This window comes from Parabacteroides sp. Marseille-P3160 (assembly GCF_900162725.1).
Classification (GTDB): domain Bacteria; phylum Bacteroidota; class Bacteroidia; order Bacteroidales; family Tannerellaceae; genus Marseille-P3160.
This window is the reverse complement of the sequence record NZ_LT799418.1, coordinates 1541145-1563905: the sequence shown is the minus strand read 5'-3', so window position 1 is coordinate 1563905 and position 22761 is coordinate 1541145. Positions and strand designations below refer to the sequence as shown.

At 43.6% G+C, this 22761-nt stretch carries 18 protein-coding genes and 1 pseudogene; 8 read left to right on the top strand and 11 right to left on the bottom strand.

Annotation, left to right across the window (positions count from 1 at the left end):
* The first annotated feature begins 219 nt into the window (after nucleotides 1–219).
* The 6 genes from BQ8014_RS06290 (at nucleotide 220) to BQ8014_RS06265 (ending at nucleotide 8441) form a co-directional block, all read left to right on the top strand.
* Nucleotides 220–1710 carry an FAD-dependent oxidoreductase gene (locus tag BQ8014_RS06290; protein ID WP_080903627.1) on the top strand — a complete coding sequence of 497 codons (1491 nt, stop codon included), beginning with the start codon at nucleotides 220–222 and terminating at the stop codon, nucleotides 1708–1710.
* Complete coding sequence (locus tag BQ8014_RS06285) at nucleotides 1707–2993, top strand: MFS transporter (RefSeq protein ID WP_080903626.1); 1287 nt, start codon at nucleotides 1707–1709, stop codon at nucleotides 2991–2993. The genes BQ8014_RS06290 and BQ8014_RS06285 overlap by 4 nt, the downstream gene beginning before the upstream one ends.
* Nucleotides 2990–4591, top strand: a complete 1602-nt coding sequence (locus BQ8014_RS06280) for an alpha-L-arabinofuranosidase C-terminal domain-containing protein (RefSeq protein ID WP_080903625.1) — start codon at nucleotides 2990–2992, stop codon at nucleotides 4589–4591. The genes BQ8014_RS06285 and BQ8014_RS06280 overlap by 4 nt, the downstream gene beginning before the upstream one ends.
* Nucleotides 4592–5379: 788 nt before the next feature.
* Nucleotides 5380–6501 (top strand): TlpA disulfide reductase family protein, encoded by a 1122-nt coding sequence (locus BQ8014_RS06275; RefSeq protein WP_080903624.1) that lies wholly within the window; start codon nucleotides 5380–5382, stop codon nucleotides 6499–6501.
* A gap of 154 nt (nucleotides 6502–6655) precedes the next feature.
* A complete protein-coding gene (locus tag BQ8014_RS06270) occupies nucleotides 6656–7888 on the top strand; it encodes a DUF4468 domain-containing protein (protein ID WP_234997993.1) in 1233 nt (410 codons plus the stop codon).
* A 10-nt stretch (nucleotides 7889–7898) separates the two neighbouring features.
* A complete protein-coding gene (locus BQ8014_RS06265) occupies nucleotides 7899–8441 on the top strand; it encodes a DUF4468 domain-containing protein (RefSeq protein WP_080903623.1) in 543 nt (180 codons plus the stop codon).
* On the opposite strand, the gene BQ8014_RS06260 is transcribed toward BQ8014_RS06265, so the two are convergent.
* The 3 genes from BQ8014_RS06260 to BQ8014_RS06250 are packed head-to-tail and all read right to left on the bottom strand — an operon-like array spanning nucleotide 8442 to nucleotide 11119.
* Nucleotides 8442–9551, bottom strand: coding sequence for an endonuclease/exonuclease/phosphatase family protein (locus BQ8014_RS06260; RefSeq protein ID WP_080903622.1), 1110 nt, complete (start codon nucleotides 9549–9551; stop codon nucleotides 8442–8444).
* A gap of 1 nt (nucleotide 9552) precedes the next feature.
* The gene (locus BQ8014_RS06255; protein ID WP_080903621.1) at nucleotides 9553–10431 is read right to left on the bottom strand and encodes a rhomboid family intramembrane serine protease; all 879 of its coding nucleotides are present in this window, start codon (nucleotides 10429–10431) and stop codon (nucleotides 9553–9555) included.
* Nucleotides 10412–11119 (bottom strand): rhomboid family intramembrane serine protease, encoded by a 708-nt coding sequence (locus tag BQ8014_RS06250; protein ID WP_080903620.1) that lies wholly within the window; start codon nucleotides 11117–11119, stop codon nucleotides 10412–10414. The genes BQ8014_RS06255 and BQ8014_RS06250 overlap by 20 nt, the downstream gene beginning before the upstream one ends.
* A 179-nt stretch (nucleotides 11120–11298) precedes the next feature.
* Here BQ8014_RS06250 and BQ8014_RS06245 point away from each other — a divergent pair, with 179 nt between their 5' ends.
* On the top strand, nucleotides 11299–11571 hold the full coding sequence (locus BQ8014_RS06245; protein WP_080903619.1) for an HU family DNA-binding protein: 273 nt from the start codon (nucleotides 11299–11301) through the stop codon (nucleotides 11569–11571).
* A 174-nt stretch (nucleotides 11572–11745) separates the two neighbouring features.
* On the opposite strand, the gene folB is transcribed toward BQ8014_RS06245, so the two are convergent.
* Nucleotides 11746–12111: a dihydroneopterin aldolase gene (gene folB / locus BQ8014_RS06240; protein ID WP_080903618.1), complete on the bottom strand. Its 366-nt coding sequence runs from the start codon at nucleotides 12109–12111 to the stop codon at nucleotides 11746–11748.
* An 82-nt stretch (nucleotides 12112–12193) separates the two neighbouring features.
* On the opposite strand from folB, the gene BQ8014_RS06235 reads away from it, so the two are divergent.
* Nucleotides 12194–12562, top strand: a complete 369-nt coding sequence (locus BQ8014_RS06235; RefSeq protein WP_080903617.1) for a bactofilin family protein — start codon at nucleotides 12194–12196, stop codon at nucleotides 12560–12562.
* 13 nt (nucleotides 12563–12575) lie between these two features.
* Here the strand turns inward: BQ8014_RS06235 and BQ8014_RS06230 are convergent, their stop codons facing one another.
* The 7 genes and pseudogenes from BQ8014_RS06230 to BQ8014_RS06200 all read right to left on the bottom strand — a co-directional run.
* Nucleotides 12576–15266, bottom strand: a complete 2691-nt coding sequence (locus BQ8014_RS06230; protein ID WP_080903616.1) for a 4-alpha-glucanotransferase — start codon at nucleotides 15264–15266, stop codon at nucleotides 12576–12578.
* Nucleotides 15267–15350: 84 nt separating this feature from the next.
* On the bottom strand, nucleotides 15351–17906 hold the full coding sequence (locus tag BQ8014_RS06225; protein WP_080903615.1) for an adenosylcobalamin-dependent ribonucleoside-diphosphate reductase: 2556 nt from the start codon (nucleotides 17904–17906) through the stop codon (nucleotides 15351–15353).
* A gap of 255 nt (nucleotides 17907–18161) precedes the next feature.
* Nucleotides 18162–19559: a chromosomal replication initiator protein DnaA gene (gene dnaA, locus BQ8014_RS06220; protein ID WP_087880490.1), complete on the bottom strand. Its 1398-nt coding sequence runs from the start codon at nucleotides 19557–19559 to the stop codon at nucleotides 18162–18164.
* 365 nt (nucleotides 19560–19924) lie between these two features.
* Nucleotides 19925–20809, bottom strand: coding sequence for an MlaD family protein (locus tag BQ8014_RS06215; RefSeq protein ID WP_080903614.1), 885 nt, complete (start codon nucleotides 20807–20809; stop codon nucleotides 19925–19927).
* 25 nt (nucleotides 20810–20834) lie between these two features.
* Nucleotides 20835–22025 (bottom strand): N-acetylmuramoyl-L-alanine amidase family protein, encoded by a 1191-nt coding sequence (locus BQ8014_RS06210; protein WP_080903613.1) that lies wholly within the window; start codon nucleotides 22023–22025, stop codon nucleotides 20835–20837.
* Nucleotides 22026–22204: 179 nt separating this feature from the next.
* Nucleotides 22205–22648 (bottom strand): 50S ribosomal protein L9, encoded by a 444-nt coding sequence (gene rplI / locus BQ8014_RS06205; RefSeq protein WP_080903612.1) that lies wholly within the window; start codon nucleotides 22646–22648, stop codon nucleotides 22205–22207.
* Nucleotides 22649–22672: 24 nt separating this feature from the next.
* Nucleotides 22673–22761, bottom strand: a pseudogene (locus tag BQ8014_RS06200) (30S ribosomal protein S18); the annotation flags it as partial.

Here is a 22761-nt window from a genome sequence, read left to right as displayed (position 1 = left end):
ATTAGAAATATTAAAAAAACAATTTGCACATAAGAGTGAGAGTGCGTCAAAAGGAAGTCCCATAAAAGTTGATAACTATGATTGCATTCATTCATAGTTATGATTGCGTCCGTTCATAGTTATGACTGCGCTCATTCATAGTTATCAATTTTTCCAGTGGATAAACGATGACTTTCGACACATTTCTCACTCTTACAACTGGCTATTAAACTTATATATATGCGATCTATATTAGAAAAACAAAAAGAGATACCGGTGATTGCAACGCCGGACGTCTTAGTCGTAGGATCAGGCCCCGCCGGAATAGCAGCTTCGATTGCTTCCGCCAGAACAGGAGCAAAAACCATGTTGATAGAAAGATATGGTTTCATTGGAGGGAACTTGACAACGTCAATGGTCAATCCTATTTTCACGTTTCATGACATAAACGGCAGGCAGATAATCAAGGGCATTGCCGAGGAACTTATATTGCGAATGAGAGAACAAGGTAGTTCCCCGGGACATGTAACAGATTTAACGTTCGATAATGCATCGATGACGCCATTTGATCCGGAAGGATGTAAAGTCATTCTTTTCAATATGATGGAAGAAGCAAAGGTCCAGCTTTTATTGCATACTTTAGTCGTAAATACGCAAGTTGAAAAAGGGAGGATTTTATCTGTAATAATTGAAAACAAATCCGGCCGCCAAGCGATATGTCCACGCTATGTTATTGATTGTTCAGGTGATGCAGATGTTGCCGTCCAAGCAGGCGCGGAATATGTGTGTGGGAAAAAAGAAGATGGCTCCATGCAACCGGCAACCCTTTATTTCAGGATCGGAGGTGTAAACAACGCCGAATTGCGTTCCTGGATGAAAAAAAACTCCCATTTACTAAAAGGCAATCCGACAGAGGAGGAAATAGACAATCAAAAAGCAATTGCCTTTTTAGGCATGAACCACCTGGTGAATGATGCTATTCAATCCGGTGATTTAGACAAAGAAATCGCTCCCCGGATTTTAATGTATGAATTACCACACGGTGAATTTTCAATAAACTGTACTCGTCTTCAGAATATAAACGGAAGCAATGCCGATGATTTAACTAAGGCAGAAATACGTTTAAGAAAACAGGTAATCCAGGTATATCATTTCATAAAGAAAATGATTGGAGGTTTTGAAAATTCATATGTTGTTGATACGGGAATACAAGTAGGAATAAGGGAGACCCGTCATATTGTGGGAGATCATATCCTAACGGAAGAAGAGGTATTGAACGGAACTTCTTTTATTGATGGAATTGCCTGTGGTACATTTGCCATCGATATTCACCCACCCCACGGAAAAGAACAGATTTTCACAGGTTCAGGAAAAGCGGTATACGAAATCCCTTACCGTTGTATGCTACCGGTCGGTTTCCACAATTTAATTGTTGCCGGACGCAGTATATCTGCAACCCATACAGCCGCTGGCTCCATACGTGTAATGGCGACATGCATGGCTATCGGGCAGGCAGCAGGTACCTCAGCAGCTATTCTTTCGCAAAAAAATTGTTCAACAAGAGAAATTGACATCCCTTTATTGAGAAAAACACTCCTGAACCAAGGGCAATATCTTTTAAATGAACCGATAAGTGAAGAGATTGACGAACGCCTGATTCTGAAAAGGGTAGATGGAAACGGAGAAATGGGCGGACATTATAATCCTTTTTCGATAAAGAAAATAAAATGAAAGAAATCAAACGGAAAAAAAATGTTCGTTGGAGAATTGCGATCTTATTATGCCTGGTCTCCGGACTGAATTGCTTAGACAGGAATACACTTGCTATTTTAGCATCTACCATCCAAGCGGAATTAAACTGGACGGATGCAGACTATGCAAATATAACAGCCATATTTGTCTTTAGTTACACGCTTATGTATGCATTCAGTGGCAGGATAGTAGACAAAATAGGGACTAAAAAAGGGTTCGCCATATTTGCAGGAAGCTGGTCTTTAGTCAGCATGTTACACGCTTTTGCCGGAACCATATCCCAATTTGCAATTGTCCGTTTTTTTCTGGGAATTACCGAATCGGCCAATTTCCCGGCAGGAGTTAAAGCCTGCAGCGAATGGTTCCCAATAAAAGAAAGGGCTTTGTCAATCGGGCTTTTCAATGCAGGAACAGCCATAGGAGCAGCGCTTGCTGTTCCCATCGTATCATTTTTAGCTTTTCATTTCGGTTGGAGAGTTTCTTTTTTTATAACCGGTTGCTTGGGGTTTATCTGGTTGTTTTTCTGGATAAAATATTATCATCTTCCTCAAAACCATCCTCAGATAACAGAAGAAGAGAGAAATTTAATTTTGCAAGAGAATGATAAAAATCATGGTACCGAAGAAGAAGTCAAAGTAAGTTTAAGGCAACTTTTATTAAAAAAAGAAACTTGGGGTTGTTTCTCCGCTCGCATTTTCATTGACCCGGTTACTTATTTTTTGTTATTTTGGATTCCTAAATATTTGCAGGATATCCAGGGATTTTCTTTAGCAGAATTAGGGGTAACGGCTTGGCTTCCTTATACGGCAATGGGAGTTGGGACAATATTGGGAGGAGCTTTGCCGAAATGGTTAATCGACAAACATGGTTGGTCTTTAAATAAAGCGCGAAAGACAATTATGCTGATTGCCTCGTTGGTCATACCCATATTATGTTATTCTATCTTTTCGGGAGCCTCTCCCATTTTTGCCGTATGCCTGATTTCCGGCATCATGCTTTCACATGGTTTATGGGCTAACATTACAATTCCATCTGAAATCTATCCTAAAAGTGTACAGGCGACAATTACAGGAATAGGCGGTACATTAGGTGGCATTACAAGCGTGATATCACAAAAGGCAATCGGCGAAACGATCGGGATTTATTCTTATTTGCCCGTTTTCATTTATATCGGGATTGCTTATTTTATTAGCTTTATCTTGGTTTCCCTTCTTGTGGGGAAATTAGGAATTATGAAACAATTTAATAATAAAACATCATGAAACTACAAAAGACTGCGTTAATGATTATCTTATCTATCCTAAGCCTTTCCCTATACGGATCGGGTAAAATTGTGGTAAATAGTAAAACGGGGAGTACAACAATCCGTGTAATTATTCCCGAACAATTAGTCCCTATTGACGCTATGATTTACGGGCAAATGCTGGAAGACTGCAATGATAATGTTATTTACGGAGGACTGATTAAGAAGGATGGCAACGAGAATTTACTCGTTTCAGAAATGTTGAAACCATTAAATATGCCGATCGTACGTTGGCCGGCAGGAACTTATATTCATGAATATGATTGGGAAAACGGAATTGGCCCGAAGGAAAACAGGCCGACTATCCCATGCGTCTGCTGGGGAGGAGAAGACAGCCATTTATTCGGCACGGATGAGTTTCTCCAATGGTGCGATAAAATGAAAACCATTCCTTACATCAATTTCAATATGAGCAACCATCCTAAATATGCAGCCTCCTTAGGCGACGCCCTGAATTGGATTGAATATGTGAATGGATCCACAAAAACGGCTTTCGGTATGAAAAGAGCGGCAAACGGGCACCCCGAACCTTATCATGTAAAACATTGGTGTATAGGGAATGAGAATTATGGCTCTTACGGCGTACATAAGGCGGAAACAGCGGAAGTTTATTCAAAAAAACTTCATGAGTGGGCAAGTTGCATTAAACAGCTTCATCCCGATTTACATCTCTTGGGAGTCGGACATTTATATGATTGGAATCAAACGGTGCTGGAGGAAAACGGAAAACTCATCGATTTTCTGACTTTACATTATTACATGAAAGCCAATATAAAGAATGATATCTTAATAAATCAACAACAAAATATTTTCTCTCCGGCCAGCGTGGAAGCTAACATCCAAAAAAATGCAGGATTACTGGATCAGATCAACCGGCAATTAGGAAGAACAAACAATCCCATACGTTTTAGCATAGATGAATGGAACAACAGGCATTCCGTATTCAATGGAGATAAATTCGAATTCACCAGAAAAGACGACCGGCGATTATTCGATGTTACGACTGTCGCTGGAATGTTAAATGTATTTATTCGACAAAGTCCTGCGGTCGGTATGGCTAATTATATCTTCCCGATAAACGGGCATGGATTATTAAAGACAGTCGGAGAAGAAGATGCTTATAAAACTCCGGTTTATTATGTTTTCGAGTTGTATAGACAGCATATGATCGGGAAAAAATTAGATTTGAATATAGAAGGCCCGGGGATTTCTATTCCCTTGAAAGATCTGTCCGTAGAAGGAGATATAAACAAAGAGGTCGTATCCGAAACAAGTAGTCTGGCATTTGTGGACGGTTCTGCCGTAATCACTGAGGACGGCAAGATAAACGTTGCCTTAGTCAACCGTTCCCACGACAAAACACAAAAGATAAAAATAGATTTGCCCGACGATTATTTACCTAAAAGAATATGGACCCTGGAAAATGATGATATCAATGCAAAAAACACAAAAGACAATAGAATAAACATCATTCCCCAAAATAAAGAGTTATCGAAAAAGATAAGTACAGTCTCCATTAAGCCTTGCTCCTTCCTGCTTATTCAATATGAGAAATAAATATCGAATTATTGCCAAAAGGTCATCAGGACGATTATTAATAAATAGGCTTATCCGCATAATGCCCCATTGAAAGTGCCTGAACCCATGATAAAATTCAGTATGCTTCTATGTTGTAATCCAAATTTTTCGAGTATTATTTTTTCTCTCAATCTATATTGAGTCATTTATTTGCAGGAAGTTGAAAAGAAAACAGGCTCATCCGTGGAGGAACTTGTCAGCAATAGACTTCCTGCATTACACTATAACACTTTGTTGGGAGGATGACTCAATTGAATAATCGAGTATACTCGATTATTCAGCGTAATTTCAACTCTTTTTTTGCTTCCAACCGGGTTTTGAGATTGATCCTTTCTTTTCACTTAGATAAATATCAATACGAGAAGGATCCTGAGTAAACTTCTCCAACTCGAAGTAATCGAAAAGCCACAAAGGCAAGAATAAGCGGAGAATATCTTCAGATTACTGCCGATCTGCTAAATCAATCGGGATCAATTAACACTATATTATTTTCAGGGAATTAACTCTATCTACAATAACATCCAACTTGCCCAGATAGCCCCCCTTTGGCGCCGATCTGGAGGATGAACAATTATACAAAACTAATTCATTGGAAAAGTCCAAGCCGGATCATTCCGGGTTCGGAGGCTTTTTACCATTTATTCGGACAATTATGTAAAAAAACAGAGAATAATGCATTCGTATCAACCGGAATATACTAACTTCGCTACACTTTACGATAAGATAATGAGTTAGGAGATTTATTTATGTTTTTAGAAAGAGTATGTATGAAAAATTTATTTTATTCTTTGGGCGCCGCTGCAATCCTGTTATCGTCATGTAGCCCTAAACCGGAATATACGATATCCGGAACGGTCGCCAATGCCGACCTGAATGGCAAAAGCGTTATTTTGTATGAATACGGCCAGGATAAACCGGTTGCTTTGGACAGCGCTATCGTTGAAAACGGCGCTTTCACTTTTAAAGGGACAACGGCAACGCCGAAACTGGCGGAGATCAGTTTTGCTCCGGATGTGGTAGAGCCGGTACGTACGCCATTAGGCCGCGAATTGCCGTTCAGCGCCACGTTCGTATTGGAAAACGGCAAACTGCAAGCAACACTCGATACCTTCTCGGTTGTTTCCGGAACGGAAGAGAATAATCTTTACAATGTAGCCCTATCGAAAATCCGGGACCTGAAAAAGGAGATCATTCCTTTGGTTTCCGACTTCCAGTCGGAAGATACAGCCATCGCCAAAGCCGCCGAACAAAAATACAACGAAATCGATTCCACGGTTACCGCTGTTGTACGGAAATACATTGAAAGCAATCCGACCAAACTGACTGCCGGCAAATTGCTTTATGACCACCAATACAGCTTCGACGAAGCCGACCAGGCAAAATTCATCGAAACAGCTGATTCGACTTTCAAATCAGCTCCAGGAATCAACCGGCTGATCGATCGGTTGGAGATACTGAAAAACGTTGCCGTAGGGAAAAAATTCGCGGACTTCGAACTTCCGAACCTAAAAGGGGAAAATCATAAATTATCCGAATACGTCGGAAACGGAAAAGTAGTGCTGATCGACTTCTGGGCTTCTTGGTGTCCTCCCTGCCGCGCTGAAATGCCTAATCTGGTAGCACTTCATAAACAATACAAAAGCAAAGGATTCGACATAGTCGGCATTTCCTTGGACAGCGATAAAGCCGCTTGGGAAAAAGGAATCAGCGACCTGAAAATAACATGGCCCCAACTATCGGATCTGAAAGGCTGGAAAAACTCCGGTGCGGCATTGTATGCAGTCAATTCGATTCCCCACACCATTCTGGTGGACAAAGACGGAACAATCCTTGCCAAGAATTTGCATGGAGACGAATTGAAGGCTAAATTAGCAGAATTGTTGAAATAAGAATTTAACTTTTTTATAGAAGCGGGATATTCCTTCGGGCAATATTCCGTTTTTTTTTCGCAAACCTTTTTTCGATATTATTTTTTTCAGAATTACAGCCATTTTCTGTGTGCATTTTCGTATGTTTGCCTGTAAGATTATAAATCCGCAAAATATGGTGAAGAAGATTTTATTATTCATGTTTTTTATCCTTCCTATGGGTCTACTCGCGCAGGAAGAGCAAAAATATCTGGCCGGAGCGGTTCCGGTAGTCGACGGTAAAGTCGTATTGGAACGGAAAATCTCTGTTCCCAATCTGTCAAGGGATCAGATATTCGATATTGTCCTGAACTGGGCGAATGCCCGCTATAATGTCGAAGAAAAGCGAGTCGTCTACAAGGATAAGGAGAAAGGACAGATCGCCGTGATGGGAAATGAATATATCGTCTTTTCAAGTTCTTTCCTCTCACTCGACCGGGCAACGATCAAATACAAACTGGTCCTTTCTATCGAAGGTCCTGCCTGCCGAATGGAAATAAGCAGCATACGCTATGAATATAATGTCTCTTATCAGGATGAACCTGAAGTTTATTTGGCCGAAAAATGGATTACGGACGAATATGCCTTGAACAAAGACAAACTGGCACGGGCAAGCGGTAAGTTCAGAAAAGGAACGATCGATCTGATCGATAACCTGGCCAACGAATTAAAGGATGCGCTCGGGACTCCGAGAACGGCAGTGCCTTCAGCTTCGACAGCCTCCGTCAGCATACCCGGGGTAAAAGAAAGTACTGTGGCTCCGGTGCAGTCGGCAGTGGCTCCTGTCATGGTTCCGCCTGTAAACGGCACAGTAACCGACCCAGCTGCAAAAATCGGTGAGTCTCCCATTGGCGGGCAAGCTCCGGCGGGCTACCGCTCCATCACTCCCGACAAGATTCCGGGAAACATTACAAAGATGATGTCGGAAGACTGGATGCTGATTACCGCAGGAAACAGCCAGGCGTTCAATATGATGACGGCCAGTTGGGGAGCCTTGGGCTTCGTCTTCGACAAACCGGCTTTCTTCTGCTTTATCAATCCGCAACGCTATACGTATCCGTTAATGGAGAAAAACGATCTCTATACGCTGACCTTCTACACCGAGGCCTATCGCAATGCCCTGCAATATTGCGGATCACACTCAGGAGCCGATGAAGACAAGGTGAAAGGTTCGGGATTGACGCCTATCACCCTTCCTTCCGGAAGCAAAGCCTTCAGTGAGGCCTGGATGATCATAGAATGCCGGAAAATCATGTCCCAACCCTTGAATGCGGATTCATTCAATGATGAAACGTTGCGTAAGGAGTGGAGCCAAAAGTTATTGAATAAAATGTTCATTGGAGAAATAGTCAATGTTTGGATCAAATAGAAAGCGACAGATGAAAAAATGGATTATATCCCTGTTCTTATTTCTCCCCCTGGCTCTGGCTGCTCAAGGAGAAAGGGGGCAGGTAACCAATTGTGCGCCATTCAAGGACGGAAGGGTTTGCTATACCGAAAATGTCGAGGTGCAAGGAAAGAGCAAGGCGGAATTGTTCGCCAATATCAATAAATGGGCGCAATCGACCTACGGCATGGATATCTTCCTCTCGAATGTTGCGGCAAACAAAAAGGCGGGCACCCTGATGATTTCGTCCAAAGTAGAATTACTATTGGAGAACAAGGCGAAGGCAATCATTAAGTTTCGCATGAACATCAACTGCCGAGAAAACAGATATGAGATAAAAGTCAGCAACATCCGCTATCAATACGATCCGGATAAAAACAAGACACAAATGTTTCCGGCCGAAGATATCCTCATCAATAACGGAAAAGGAAACAAAGTCGCCCTCGTTACGGAACCGGAATTATTATGCAATGCTACCTTTTTCTTCGTCGAAAGGCTCTATGGAGACGTCTATGACGCCGCTCTGGGAAAATAGTTATTGATTGAACTTTAGATAACACCACAGTGGGTAATGATCGGAATATTTGATTTTGTCTACAGTGCAGTTTATAGAGCTCATGTTTGCCGAATGAAAGATATGATCGATCCGGAACCAGAAAAGATTTTGGTTATAAGTAATCCCCGGGCCGCAACCGGATTCGGCAAAAGCGTCCGTCAGGTTCCCTAAAACCGTACGGTGGGCATAAGAGATAGGCGTATCGTTAAAATCACCGCAAACGATTATGTATTGCTCTTCTCCCAATTTTCCGATTTCATCCGCCACCGTCTCCGCTTGTACGGCGCGCGTCCGGTAAGCAGGTCCCAGTTTCTGGTGAACCGACCCTTTGAATGCATCGAAGGTATCGGAGCTCAAGTTCTTTATAAAGTTGGAATATTTCGAACGGTCTTCCATCGTCAGCTTAAAGGATTCCAAATGGTTATTCACCAGGTAAACCGTCCGCCCCTTGACATTCAATTCGTGGATGGAGGAACCGTTGAAAGGACTTTTATATTTAATCCGCCTGGAACGGTTAATCGGATACTTGGAGTAGACGGCCAGGCCGATGGACTGGTTTCTGTTCACTGTCGCCAGCGGAATCAGGGAGCGATAAGGATACATATGTAAAGCCCTCTGCAACTTTTTATTCGTTAGGAAATTTCCGGATTTGGCAACCAGATACTCTTGCATACAAACGATATCGGCATCCGACTGGGCAATGTATTCGACAATCGGATTCGGGGAATTTGCCGTATGTGTTTTATATCCGAAAGCCATCACATTATACGTCAATACCTTGATAACATCTTCCTTGGGGATCTCCTTTGTCTTCAGATGAATAGGAAAATAGGACATGAGCGGGAACAGGCAGATCAGGAAGCCGCAAATACCGGCCGCTAGCATTTTCCACTGGGAAAGAAAGATCCAGTAAATAAGGAAACAGAAATTGATGAAACAAAGGATGGGAAAGCCTAACCCTAAATAAGCCATCAAAAGGCTTTTCTCTGGAGAGAAATGGTCGGAATAAGCCGCTGCCATCATCAACAACAGGAAAAAAAGATGAACAGAGGCGACTAAAGAATGTACTATGAGTCTAAAAAAATTCATTTTACTTTTTACTGGCATCAAATAGTTTCCGCTTCTCTTCCGAAGACAAGCTTTCGTAACCCGAATGCTTGAGTTTATCCAAGATAGCATCCAATTCTTCCGCTTCTTTCCGCCGGCGATCCCGATAATCTTGCTCCGGTTCCGTCCGCCGGTAAGAAACCTTCATCTTCGGTTTACGCTTGGTCAGATTTACCAATCCGTCGAGAAACCGGTTTGCAGGTGCTGTCAGATCCTTTCCCTTTTGGTAACTTGCGGCAAACCAAATCCCGAACAAAGCCCCTCCGATATGTGCCAGATGCCCCCCCGCATTTTGGGAAGTAATGGCAAGCAGATCGATGACAAAGGTAAATAAAGCCAGATAAATTAGTTTGATTTTCCCTAAAAACAACAGGTTTATCTGATAATCTTTCTGATAAAAGGAAATGGCAAAAACGATCGCCATCACCGACGCAGAAGCTCCCATCAGGAAACTCGAATCGGAGATTTCCTTGAAATAAGGGAATATATTATAAGAAAGGATGAAAAACAGCGCTCCGGCAAGCCCTCCGAGGAGATAAAGCCCTCCCAATTGCCGGGGTTGAAAAAAATAAAGGAAAATCTTTCCGAACCAATATAACCAAAGCATATTGAAAAGTATATGCAGAAAGTCGTAGTGGGTAAACATATAGGTAAGAAGCGTCCACGGACGGAAGAGCAAAAGCAGCGGATTGGAAGGCACCTGCAGATAGTGCAAGAACGGAACCTCCGATACATTAAACAACAGGAAGAGAACGCTGCTTAAGCGAAGCAAAAGGAATACCGCTATATTAATGAACAATAGGTAACCCAGAATCCCTTCCCGCTTCAACCTGTATTTTATTTCAGTACCGATATCCGCCATTTTTTCGATCTTTCTTTTTCCAATACAAAATCATGAAATAGCCGAAAAGCATTCCTCCGAGATGGGCAAAGTGCGCAACACTATCTCCGCTGAAATTGGATACGCCGAGGAAGAGTTCGATCACCCCGTAACCGATGACAAAATATTTCGCTTTGATCGGCACCGGGATAAACATGATATAAAGCGGCACGTTGGGAAATAACATTCCGAAGGCCAGCAGGATGCCGAACACCGCTCCGGAAGCGCCGATCGTAACCAGGAAATTCAACGACGGATCTTGCGCAATCAGTTGCAACAAGGAGATCTGATGCTCAGAAGCGAAAGCCTGGATAGAGAACAACCAAACGATTTCCTGCACGACAGCCGCTCCGATTCCGGTCACGATATAGAACAAGAGGAAGCGCTTGGGCCCCCAAACACTTTCCAGCACTCGTCCGAACATGAAAACCGCAAACATATTAAAAAAGATGTGCCCGAATGAATGCGGGTCATGCATGAACATATAGGTAATAAACTGAAAGAAATAAAAATCGGACACACCGGGAAAGTGCAGGCCCAAAAGACTCACCAAGTCGATTCCAATCCTGGGCAAAACCAGGCTGGCAACCCAGAAGAGCACATTAATAATAATAAGATTTTTTGTAACGGTCGGGATACTGGCCAAAAAGCCGGAATTATTCTGATTCATCTTTTTTATTTCATATAAGAATAACGCAAAGTTAGACATATTTTGCTATTTCTAAAGTTCGTCAATAAGTAAAACAGAGAAACTTAGAAAAAAGCACATTTTTATTGTTGCATTAAAATTAAAAAACTATATTTACGCGCATAAAGATTAGTATCTTGTCATTATAATTATTACCCATTATGAACAAAACAGAATTTATCAATGCCGTAGCCGAAAAATCCGGGCTAAGCAAAGTAGACACAAAAAAAGCGGTAGAGGCTTTCATTCAAACAGTTTCAACTGAAGTAAAAAAAGGAGGAAAAGTAGCAATCCTCGGATTCGGCTCTTTTTCCATAGTAGAAAAATCAGCTCGTAAAGGAGTAAATCCAAAGACAAAGCAGCCTATCGAAATCCCTGCCCGTAAAGCGGTTAAGTTTAAAGCAGGAGCTGAGCTCGCCGAACTCGTTAAATGATTCAGTTGAGATTGAAGAGGCTGTGCCAAAAGAGATAAATTTCTGTCCATCAACCTTCCCCTTTTCACAGAAGTCTGTAGGCGTGAAGTAAAAGTTTAAAAACAGACTTTTGCCACTTCCTCTTCATTTTTCAATACCAATGAAGCTTAGGCAACCTTATCCGAAAGATAAATCTCAGGAAGCATAAGACTCGGACAAGATAACCGAAGCACTTGTGACATCCCCCCCTAAAGGAGGATTTAACTTGGTCAGCTTCAACTCTATTGCAGTAATCTGAGGAAACGATTCTTTCAGGGAAGATAGGATACGACCGGCGGCATGTTCCAATAAATGGGAAGGCGTGTCCATCTCCCTTTTTACCACTTTATACAGAGAGGCATAATTTATTGTATCCTCCAGAGAATCGTTTACCAATGCGACATCGACCGGAACCGTAATTTTCAAATTGACCACAAAATGGTTTCCTACTTTCCTTTCCTGCGGCAATACGCCATGATAGGAGTAAAATTTCATTTCATCCAACAGAATCTGTATCAACATAACTTTCAATTTTATGTAAAAATAGACAAACTTGCCTATCCGGCAAAAAAATTAGTCTATATTTGCGCAAACATCAAATAGCATGGGAGTTAAAACAAAAGAAGAAAATGGCAACGGCGGGCTGCATAATGCATTGAGCACAGGCACGTCGGTCATTGGAAACATTACTACCGGGACAGACTTCCGGATAGACGGCCATATCAAAGGAGATGTCTGTTCTGCAGGGAAGATTGTAATCGGCTCGCAGGGAAGCATCTTGGGCAACATCCAAGCCGAGAATGCCGAAATACTGGGCTCAGCCGAAGGAAACATCCAAATCAAAGAGAAACTGACCTTAAAGGCATCCGCCGTAATTAAGGGGGAGCTAAGTACCGGCATCATCGAAATCGAACCCGGCGCCAGGTTCAACGGCACCTGCAAAATGACGGAAAAGAAGGTAGAGAAGCAATGAACCGCTTCCTACCTTATTTTTTTCGCCCGGACTGAGCGATCAGGTCCTTGACTTTGCGGTTAAAATCCGCCGCCTCCTTCAGTTTTTCAATCGTCAGATGCATCCGGTAACCCCAATAATGGTTGGGATCCGCCGGAACATTAATCCGTTCCGCTTCCACATCCGGATTTTTCAGTTCGTCGTCGATGGCCAGCCAATCTTGCAATGGGAAAATGGCGAACATCGAGGGTGATGTCAAATGATTCCACAGGATCTGGGTGGCAATTTCGGAGGAACATTCACCCGGCGCCTCGCCATCCCGCCTCAATACCTGGTTATAATATCTTTGCGTACGTAGTGCGTCTTCTCTCCACCAAGCCCTTAGAGGGGGCATGTCATGCGTGGAGGTGGTGCAAACGGATAAATAAGGAAGATCGGAAAGATCAGAAAATTCTCGCCCGGCCGCCTTGGGCATCCGCTCTAATTCAAGCGACAGAATCTGCAAACGGTTCATCACCTCATGCACTGAGTCCGGAATCATCCCCAGATCTTCCCCGCAGACCAACATCTCGGTGCCCGCAATAAGGGGAGTCAATCGCTTATAGGCCTCCGCTTTCCAGAAATCATTATGGCGATGGTAATAAAAATCCCAATATAACTGGTCGAAGGCATATTGATCCGACGAGAAAAGGTCTTTATAGACATAAGACTGGCTGGCTGAAATGCGGGGATGAAACTTCTCCTTCTCATATGGATCCCGGAGAAATAACACTTCGTTGGCGATCGTATATAATCCCTCCCGGATCCGTTCGGACGCCGGATCCGTCCTTTCCCGGAAAAGGAATTCGATCTTCCGCTGCGTATTACAGAAAGATTTCAGAGCATAGAATTGAGAGGTGATCCGATCCAGATAAGTATCTATTACGACACTGGTCAAGTCGTCGAAAAGCAAAGGCAGATAGGCCTCGTTGATATGAGCGGTCATATGAAACGGTTCTATCAATGTAAAGCCATATTGCTCGATTTCTTTCCGGGACAAAGGCAAGGCTGGACGAAAATGCCCGCAAAGCCCCTGAACATATTCTTCCGGTATTTCCCATATCCGGAAGAAGCCCAAAATATGGTCAATCCGGAAACAGTCGAAATAATGGCCCATTCCCTCGAAACGTTTTTTCCACCAAGTGTATTGGTCTTTCTCCATCACATCCCAGCAATAGGTCGGGAATCTCCAATTCTGCCCGATGGTCGAGAATTCATCCGGAGGCGCTCCGGCCTGGCTTTGAAGATTAAAATAGGAAGGATCCGTCCAAGCGTCAACACTGGTACGCCCTATCCCAATCGGCAGGTCGCCTTTCAACACGATCCCGTTTTCACGAGCATAGGAAGTAACTGACTCGAACTGCTTACGCAGGATAAACTGAAGGTAATAGGTGAAAGCCACCTCCGGATAAGAATCCGCCAACTCGTCGCAGATGGCATGGACACGTACTTTGTTATAGGTCGCATACTCCCCCCAGCGGCTAAAATCGGTTGTATGGTATGTATCCCGCAGATAGCAATAGGCCGCATAGGGAACCAACCAGGATAGGTTCCGGAGGAAAAAGGTTTCGAATTCGTCACTCGCCAACACTTCTTTCCCTTCCTGCCAGAAGAGAACCTTCATGTATTGCAATTTAGTCTTCAATACTTCCTCATATTCGACAGAGAAACGGCTATTCAAATCCTTCCGTATCTGTTCATAATAAGCCCGGTCGACGGCGTCATCCGGTGTACCGGCTGCCTGCAGATCGATATAGATCGGATGCAAAGCATAGATCGAGACGGCGCTGTATGGATAGGAATCCGTCCATGTATGGGTATTAGTCGTATCGTTGACAGGAAGGATCTGGATCACCCGCTGGCCGGTTGATTTCACCCAATCGACCAACTGTTTCAAATCGCCAAAGTCGCCCACTCCAAAGCTCTTCTCGGTACGTAAGGAGAAGACAGGGACGACCGTACCAGCAAACTTACCCTCGGGTAATTCCTTCTTCAAAAAAAGGCCGGAAACGACCTTGATCTCCCCTTCTTCAGCAGGGGGCAAATTCAATATCCGGTTATCCCCGGCTTCCCAATAGTTCAGCTCCGAGGTTTCAGTGTTACAGACGATAAATTTATATTCGAAAGGATACCGGATTTGATCGGCATCGATTTCGATTTGCCATTCCGGCGCCGTCTCGCAAGTCATCTTCAAAGCTTTGTCCACCTGCCAGTTGCCTATCAAGGATTGGTTTCCGGCAAGCGCCACCGATTGATGGCTTTCGACACGAGGAGCCCAGACTTTGATCCTCAATTTTTTACCGGATGGATCCGGATGATTCGGCCGTTTGGAAAGATGAGCGTAAATAGCTTTCGTAAAAGCCGTCGAATAATAGGATAACTCAGCCGGAGAGGCTTCCCATGTATCATAAAAGGAATAGGTTTTAATGGAAGGATCCAGGTAAGCCGAATGCCCCTTGTTCCATTCTTCAAGTATAGGATTCCCATTCTCTACCAGCAGATACCGATAATGCAAATCCGCAAGATCAGCGGGAATATCAATTTCCAACTGCCAATTGCCGCCCTCGACATAATGCATTTCCTTCGCTCCGGATAGCTTCCAATTTCCTAATTCCGGAATAGAGCCTGACACGACAAGTTTTTGCCCCCAAATAGTATGGAAGGATATATTAAACTGAATCTTCATGCTTTCAATTGTTCTTTCGACGAAAGTAATAAAAAAGCGGAGAATAATCCCCGCTTTCAAATCAGAATATTTCCGTATTAAAATTTATCCGCACTTCGAAGCGCCGCAATTGGTACAGATCAGACAGCCTTCCTGGTAGACCAACGTTTCGAAACCACAATTAGGGCATTTTGCTCCTTTGGCCTCCGTGCCGTTGGGCAGGTATTTTTTCAAGGCTCTTTCCACTCCGTTCTTCCATGTATTGATGGATTCATTGTTCAAGTCCATTCCCTGTACCAGTTTAATCACCTGGTCGATAGGCATTCCGTAACGCAAAACACCGGAAATAAGTTTGGCGTAATTCCAATATTCGGGATTAAATTTTCCATCCAATCCTTCAATGGTCATTTTATAACCACGCTTATTTCTGAACTGGAAGTCATAATGCTTGTTCCCGTCTTCATCATAACTCTTAATGATCTTCCCTTTCAAGATGTTCTTCGGAAGCATAATTCCTTCGTCATCATCGGCCAAACCGGTAAAGATTTCGTAGGGACGCCCCTTCAGCAGTCCGACAAAAGCAATCCATTTCTCCCGGTTGTTCTGGAACTTCACTACATCCGCCTCCAGCTCTCGGGGCCTGGTAGAAACAATTACCGGCGGCTCCATGCAGTCTTTGTCCTTTTCTTCTTTCTCTTTCTTCTTTTTCTTATCATCAGTGGACAATAAGATTCCGGAGCGGGAGCCTTCGCGATAGACCGTACAACCTTTGCAACCCGATTTCCAGGCTTCGACATAGAGTTTGTTAACCAAATCTTCCGATGCGTCTTCCGGCAAATTAATCGTCACGCTGATGGAGTGGTCCACCCATTTCTGGATACGCCCTTGCATCTTCACTTTCTGAAGCCAATCGACATCGTTGGACGTTGCCTTGTAATAAGGAGATTTAGCTACCAGATCGTCAATTTCATCCTGCGAATATTTCTTCGAAACGGAATAGCCGTTTGCTTTCATCCAGGTTAAGAAATGATGATGGTAGACGATATACTCTTCAAAAGTATCACCCGTCTCATCAACAAAATCCACATGGGATTCGGTGTCGTTCGGGTTCACCTTCCGGCGGCGCTTATAAACGGGCAGGAAGACAGGCTCAATGCCAGAAGTCGTCTGTGTCATCATACTCGTGGTCCCCGTCGGTGCAATAGTCAGACAGGCAATATTCCTGCGGCCGTATTTCACCATCTCTTCATATAATTCGGGATCCGCTTCGCGCAATCGGTTGATAAACGGGTTGGAAGCTTCCCTTTTGGCATCGTAGATTTCAAAGGCCCCGCGCTCCTTCGCTATGACTGTGGATGAGCGATAGGCTGCCAAGGCCAATGTCTTCTGTACATTTTCGGCAAAGTCGGTGGCCTCTTTCGTACCATAACGCAAGCCTAAAGCTGCCAGCATATCCCCTTCCGCCGTAATACCCACACCCGTACGACGGCCGAGCAGTGTTTTCCGACGGATTTTCTCCCACAAATGAATCTCAGGCTGCTTAATCTCCAAAGACTCCGGATCGGCTTTGATTTTCTCCAATATCTTATCGATTTTCTCCGATTCCAGATCGATAATATCATCCATGATGCGTTGTGCCAAAGCCACATGTTTTTTAAACAAATCCATATCAAAAGAGGCTTGCGGCGTAAACGGGTCCCGAACATAGGAATATAAATTGATAGCCAACAGGCGACAGCTGTCATAAGGACAGAGCGGTATTTCACCGCAGGGATTGGTAGACACGGTACGAAATCCGAGGTCTGCATAGGAATCCGGAACGGATTCCCGGAGGATAGTATCCCAAAACAATACTCCCGGTTCGGCCGACTTCCATGCATTATGTATAATCTTGTTCCATAAAGAACGTGCATCTATTTCCTTCACCGTTGTCGGGAGCGGGGAATCCACCGGATACTGCTGCGTATAAGGGGTTCCGTCGATAGCCGCTTTCATGAAGGTATCGTCTATCTTGACGGAAACATTGGCACCCGTCACCTTACCTTCCGTCATTTTCGCATCGATAAAAGACTCCGCATCCGGATGCCGGATAGAGACGCTCAGCATTAATGCCCCGCGCCTTCCGTCCTGCGCCACTTCCCGGGTCGAATTGGAATACCGCTCCATGAAAGGCACCAGTCCGGTAGAAGTCAGGGCCGAATTCTTTACCGGCGAACCCTTCGGGCGGATATGCGACAAATCATGACCTACTCCTCCCCGACGCTTCATCAATTGTACCTGTTCTTCGTCAATACGAATAATAGCGCCATAGGAATCAGCCAACCCATCCAAGCCGATCACAAAACAATTCGACAAGGAAGCGATCTGATAGTCATTTCCAATTCCCGTCATCGGGCTTCCCTGCGGTACAATATAACGGAAGTGGTCGAGTAAATCGAATAATTCCTGTTCAGATAGAGGATTCGGATATTTCTTTTCAATCCGGGCAATTTCCTGAGCCAACCGGTGATGCATATCCTCCGGAGATTTTTCGTAAATATTTCCGTAGGCATCTTTCAACGCATATTTATTGACCCAAACCTTGGCGGCCAACTCATCCCCGGCAAAATATTCCCGCGAAGCCTGAAACGCTTCCTCAAAGGTGTAAGTTTTTGTTTTCACTCTTATTTATATTAAATATTTTCCTTCTGCAATAGTACACAATTCATAATCCTTATCCAAACAATTCAATTAAAAAATAAATAAATAGTAGAAGTTTTCCGAATAAAACCATCAAAGTACTAATAAACAAATAATTAAAAAATAATTGAATAGTCAAAAGTTTTCCAAAAGAAAAACCAGATCGAAACCAATATAATTAAAAAAGAAAAGGGCATCTCACAGGAGACACCCTCTTTTTATAACATAAGCATCTGCTTATCTCAGAATCCCTTCAATAGCTTCAATGGAAGAGCGAAATTTTTTGTTTATTTCTATCTGGTCTTTGACTGTTTTACAGGCATGCAAAACAGTGGCATGATCCTTCTTTCCGACAATCTTTCCGATCCGGGCAAGAGAACAGTTGGTATATTTCTTGGCTAAAAACATAGTGATCTGCCGGGCTTGTACGATCTCCCGCTTCCGGGAAGTCGTCAATATCTGGGCCTGTTCGAGATTGAAGTAATCACAAACAACCTCTTGGATGCGCTGCACCGAGATTTCCTTTTTCTCCAAACGAACAGCCTGCCCAATGACACGCTTGGCCAAAGGTAAATCGATCTCGCGATTATTGATGAGGGCGTTCGCCATCAAGGAAACCAGGATACCTTCCAGATCCCGCACATTCTCCGTCACATTAGTAGCAATAAACTCAAAGACTTCATCAGGGACCGTAATGCCTTCGTAGGCTATTTTATTCCTCAAAATCTTTTTTCTCAGATCCAGATCCGGACGGTTTACTTCTGCCGTCAATCCCCATTTCAGGCGTGTAATCAAACGTTCTTCCAGGCCCTGCAAGTCCACCGGCGCCTTATCTGAAGTCAGAACCAGTTGCTTACCCAACTGATGCAAATGATTAAATATATGGAAAAAGGTATTCTGGGTTTTATCCAAACCGATCAATTCTTGTATGTCATCCAGTATAAGTACGTCGATTCCTTGGTAAAAATTCAGGAAATCATTCGTCGTATTCTTCCGCACGGCGTCGATGAACTGTACGCGGAAGAGATGGGAAGAGACATACAATACCCTTTTCTCCGGATGGAGTTCACGGATACGAATGCCGATTGCATGGCAGAGATGCGTTTTGCCTACGCCAGAAGGACCATAAACAAACAGGGGATTAAAAGTTGTCTTCCCCGGATTCTGGGCAACGGTTTCACCCGCCGTACGTACCAGTTTATTACTCGCTCCTTCCAGGAAGTTGTCAAAATTATATTTCGGATTCAATTGGGAGTCCAGTTCGCGTTGCGCCACCTGGGAAAAAGGGCCGATCGATTTGGCCGGTTCCTTTCCATTGGGCCGGGATACGGCCATCGAGGCCTGTTCCGCCGGATAATCCACGGTGCCTCCTGACGAACGGTCTACCATCACCCGGTAATTTAATGACGTACCTTCTCCAAATACACGATGAAGCGTTACCCTTAATACATTAATATATTTCTCTTCCAGATATTCATAAAAGAATTGGCTGGGCACCTGGATCGTAAATTTTTTATTCTCATAAGACAAAGGCTCAATCGGTATAAACCACGTATTATAGGCCGCCTCGGATACAATATCTCTAATCACCTCCAGGCATTTTTCCCACATTTTTTGACAACTATTCTGTATCATTCTAAAAATTCCAACAATAAATACTCGTTCTTTCCCACAAAGTTTAGAAATAAAAACCACATAAAAAAGCGCTGTTTTCCTTGCTGTTTTGCCTTCGGAAATATACTATTTAATATCAATCATTTAATTATAACTATCTGATAAGCTGATGAAAATATATAAAAGAGCATTGAAATCCTTTCTATTCCATAGACTCCACCGGAATTTAATCCGAACGGACAGTGGCAAAAAAAAGCTTTTGTGATCAATGCAAGGGATTGATCACAAAAGCCTTATTAACTTCTTTCGCAAAAAAATGTTCTCTGCGCTCTAAATTAGAACTAATCTAAATTTCCAAAATCTGAATATTCTATAAATACGACAGATCAGAAAATCGAAAAATGAACATACCTTTTAGGATTTTGCTTTAAATCGAGAAGGAGATTGGAGGCATTGTCTGTCGTATTGATCAGATTTCGATACAAAAGTGTATCATTAAGTAATAGCCCCAAGGAATTATCCTTCGAATTTAACTTTTGCGTTGTAAGCTGGAGATTTCCCAGCATCTGGTTCGTTGTGCGGATCGTTGTTTCCAAATCGAGGGATTTCAAGCGGGAGCTCGTTTCAGCCAGATCTCCGGTAATCGTTTTTACATCCGACAAGATTAACGGCATATCGCCGTTCAGCATCCGGTTCAACTGCCGGGAGGATTGCTCCAGGCTGTAGGTCGTGCGCTCAATATGATTCAGGGATTCGGTAATGGCCGGATTTGCTACTACCGCCTGTAAGCCTTGCAACAGCGAGTCGATGCGAGGTAGGATCTGTGCAATCTGCGGCAGCAGGTTTTTTTCGACAGCAGCCATCACGTCGTCTCCCAACCGTCCTTCAATGGTAGAACCGGCCGGCAGATATTCCGACACATATTTATTAAGTTGCAGATGCATCTCCGAACCGCTCAGCAAGGTTTTCTCCACCAGGATATAGCTGCCCTTGTTTATTCTCATACCCTTCTCCAAGCTGATCTCAACGGTAATATCCCCGATGGTATTGTAATCATACACCATCGCACGTACCAATCCCACTTTAAAGCCATCCACAAAAACAGGACTGGAGATCGTAAGATCCTTCACGTTCGTACATTTTACATAATAATAGTTGGCGGGTTTGAATAGATTAATCCCTTTCAGATAGTTGACTCCCAGATACAACATAGTCAAACTGATGATTGCCGCCAAACCTATTTTAAACTCTTTCGTAAATTTAGTCTTCATAACATAGTGCTCTCTTCATTAATACTTATTTTATTTTCTCTCCGCCTTTGTATCGAATGATAAAAGCGTCCTTAAAGTCTTTTACCGTTTTTCTGTATAACCGTAAAATCTCGTTATAATCGGTTGTTTCACCGTAAGTGTACTTATAAATTCCCCCTTCACGGTAATAGGAAACATCCTTATATCCTTTTAGTAGTCTCGATTGAGACGGTAACTTTTTTCCTGAGGTCAATATCTGTATTTTATAAACGACCTTTCCCTCGGCAGAAAAAGAAACGGCCGATTCCTGCAGTTCATTGTCCCGAAGCGAAGAGCGTCCCTCATTCTTCCGGTTATCCGTTTGCCAATCTCCGGCCGCATCGGCTTCCCGGATATCATCGTCCGTGACAGCCAATTCTCTGGCCGGACGAACCTGCGAAGGCTGCCCCCCCAGCTTCCGGTCATAATCCCTTTTATAGCGGGTAAAGGCATTATAAAGGCAGCGCGCCAGCAGGTTCTGCCCTTCCGCCGACTTCATAAACCGTTCCTCTTCCCGGTTGGTAATAAAACCGAGCTCCACGAGAACGGCCGGCATACCGGTTTTGCGCAACACCAGAAGTCCTCCCTGGCGTACTCCCCGGTCCACCCGCTTGCCCGTCCGGAATGCCCGCTGGATCTCCGAAGCAAACTGGACGCTTTGTTCCATGTGCTTCGTCTGCATGAATTCAAAGATGATATACGACTCAGTCGAATTAGGGTCGAACCCCTCGTATTTCTGCAGGTAATTATCTTCCAGCAAGATCACGGAATTTTCCCGTTTAGCAACCTCCAGGTTTTCGTCACTGCGGGCCAATCCGAGCGTAAAAGTTTCTGTGCCGTTGGCAGTATTCCCTCTTTTGACGGCATTGGTATGAATCGAAATAAATAGATCGGCCTTATTCCGGTTCGCGATGTTGGCGCGCTCGTCCAGTTCTACGAAACGGTCACTTTGCCGCGTATAGACTACCTTCACGTCCTCATGTCCGTCTTTGATCAGTTCTCCCAGTTTAAGCGCGACCTTCAAGTTGATCTCCTTCTCATTCACGATTGTACCCGGGGCGCCGATATCCTTTCCACCATGTCCTGCATCGATAACAACCGTGAAAGTCTTGCTTTTCGCCTGAACTGCCGGGACAGCTAAAAACGAAAAAAGAAAGAACAGGCCGATCTTTATAAAGGAATACTTATTCTCTTTCATTATAATCTAAGTAGATATAAAAGCAAAAGTAATGCTTTTTACGTATTTAAGGCGGAGTAATCACATAATTTATGTTAGACGGCAAGATACGGAAGAAAAAAGCCAGCCCCGGAAAAGCGATTGTTCCCGGGGCTGGCTCTGTTTATGAATCCGGGGTTCGCGTTTCCCGGCTACTCTTTTTATTCTGAAATCACTTCAAAAGGTATCTCAACCGATACTTCGCGATGAAGTTTCACGACGGCCTTATATTTTCCAACCTCTTTGACCGAATCTTTCAGATAGATAATCTTACGGTCGACTTCAAAGCCTTTCCTCGCCAACTCATCCGCAATCTGGATATTGGTCACCGAACCAAAAATGGTTCCCGTAGAACTTGTTTTGGCGCCGATTGTCAATGAAAGGCCCTCCAGCTTAGCGGCGAGTGCCACTGCATCTTCCTTTATCTTAGCCAGTTTGTGCGCACGCTGCTTCTGGTTTTCAGCCAATACTTTCCGCGCCGATTCCGAAGCAATCACAGCTTTGCTTTGCGGGATTAGAAAGTTACGTCCGTAACCGTCTTTCACTGTTACGATATCGTCTTTATAGCCTAAATTCGCTATATCTTCTTTCAAAATAACTTGCATATTCTGTCTCCTCTTTCTTTTTAATTATTTCATCAAATCGGTTACATAAGGGAGCAACGCCAGATGGCGGGCTCTTTTAACCGCCTGTGCGATACGGCGTTGGAACTTCAACG

Excerpts from the sequence above, each read along its gene's own strand:
- BQ8014_RS06290 (WP_080903627.1), top strand. The coding sequence starts at position 220 with ATGCGATCTATATTAGAAAAACAAAAAGAGATACCGGTGATTGCAACG.
- BQ8014_RS06285 (WP_080903626.1), top strand. The coding sequence starts at position 1,707 with ATGAAAGAAATCAAACGGAAAAAAAATGTTCGTTGGAGAATTGCGATC.
- BQ8014_RS06280 (WP_080903625.1), top strand. The coding sequence starts at position 2,990 with ATGAAACTACAAAAGACTGCGTTAATGATTATCTTATCTATCCTAAGC.
- BQ8014_RS06275 (WP_080903624.1), top strand. The coding sequence starts at position 5,380 with ATGAAAAATTTATTTTATTCTTTGGGCGCCGCTGCAATCCTGTTATCG.
- BQ8014_RS06270 (WP_234997993.1), top strand. The coding sequence starts at position 6,656 with ATGGTGAAGAAGATTTTATTATTCATGTTTTTTATCCTTCCTATGGGT.
- BQ8014_RS06265 (WP_080903623.1), top strand. The coding sequence starts at position 7,899 with ATGAAAAAATGGATTATATCCCTGTTCTTATTTCTCCCCCTGGCTCTG.
- BQ8014_RS06260 (WP_080903622.1), bottom strand. The coding sequence starts at position 9,551 with ATGAATTTTTTTAGACTCATAGTACATTCTTTAGTCGCCTCTGTTCAT.
- BQ8014_RS06255 (WP_080903621.1), bottom strand. The coding sequence starts at position 10,431 with ATGGCGGATATCGGTACTGAAATAAAATACAGGTTGAAGCGGGAAGGG.
- BQ8014_RS06250 (WP_080903620.1), bottom strand. The coding sequence starts at position 11,119 with ATGAATCAGAATAATTCCGGCTTTTTGGCCAGTATCCCGACCGTTACA.
- BQ8014_RS06245 (WP_080903619.1), top strand. The coding sequence starts at position 11,299 with ATGAACAAAACAGAATTTATCAATGCCGTAGCCGAAAAATCCGGGCTA.
- folB (WP_080903618.1), bottom strand. The coding sequence starts at position 12,111 with ATGTTGATACAGATTCTGTTGGATGAAATGAAATTTTACTCCTATCAT.
- BQ8014_RS06235 (WP_080903617.1), top strand. The coding sequence starts at position 12,194 with ATGGGAGTTAAAACAAAAGAAGAAAATGGCAACGGCGGGCTGCATAAT.
- BQ8014_RS06230 (WP_080903616.1), bottom strand. The coding sequence starts at position 15,266 with ATGAAGATTCAGTTTAATATATCCTTCCATACTATTTGGGGGCAAAAA.
- dnaA (WP_087880490.1), bottom strand. The coding sequence starts at position 19,559 with ATGATACAGAATAGTTGTCAAAAAATGTGGGAAAAATGCCTGGAGGTG.
- BQ8014_RS06215 (WP_080903614.1), bottom strand. The coding sequence starts at position 20,809 with ATGAAGACTAAATTTACGAAAGAGTTTAAAATAGGTTTGGCGGCAATC.
- BQ8014_RS06210 (WP_080903613.1), bottom strand. The coding sequence starts at position 22,025 with ATGAAAGAGAATAAGTATTCCTTTATAAAGATCGGCCTGTTCTTTCTT.
- rplI (WP_080903612.1), bottom strand. The coding sequence starts at position 22,648 with ATGCAAGTTATTTTGAAAGAAGATATAGCGAATTTAGGCTATAAAGAC.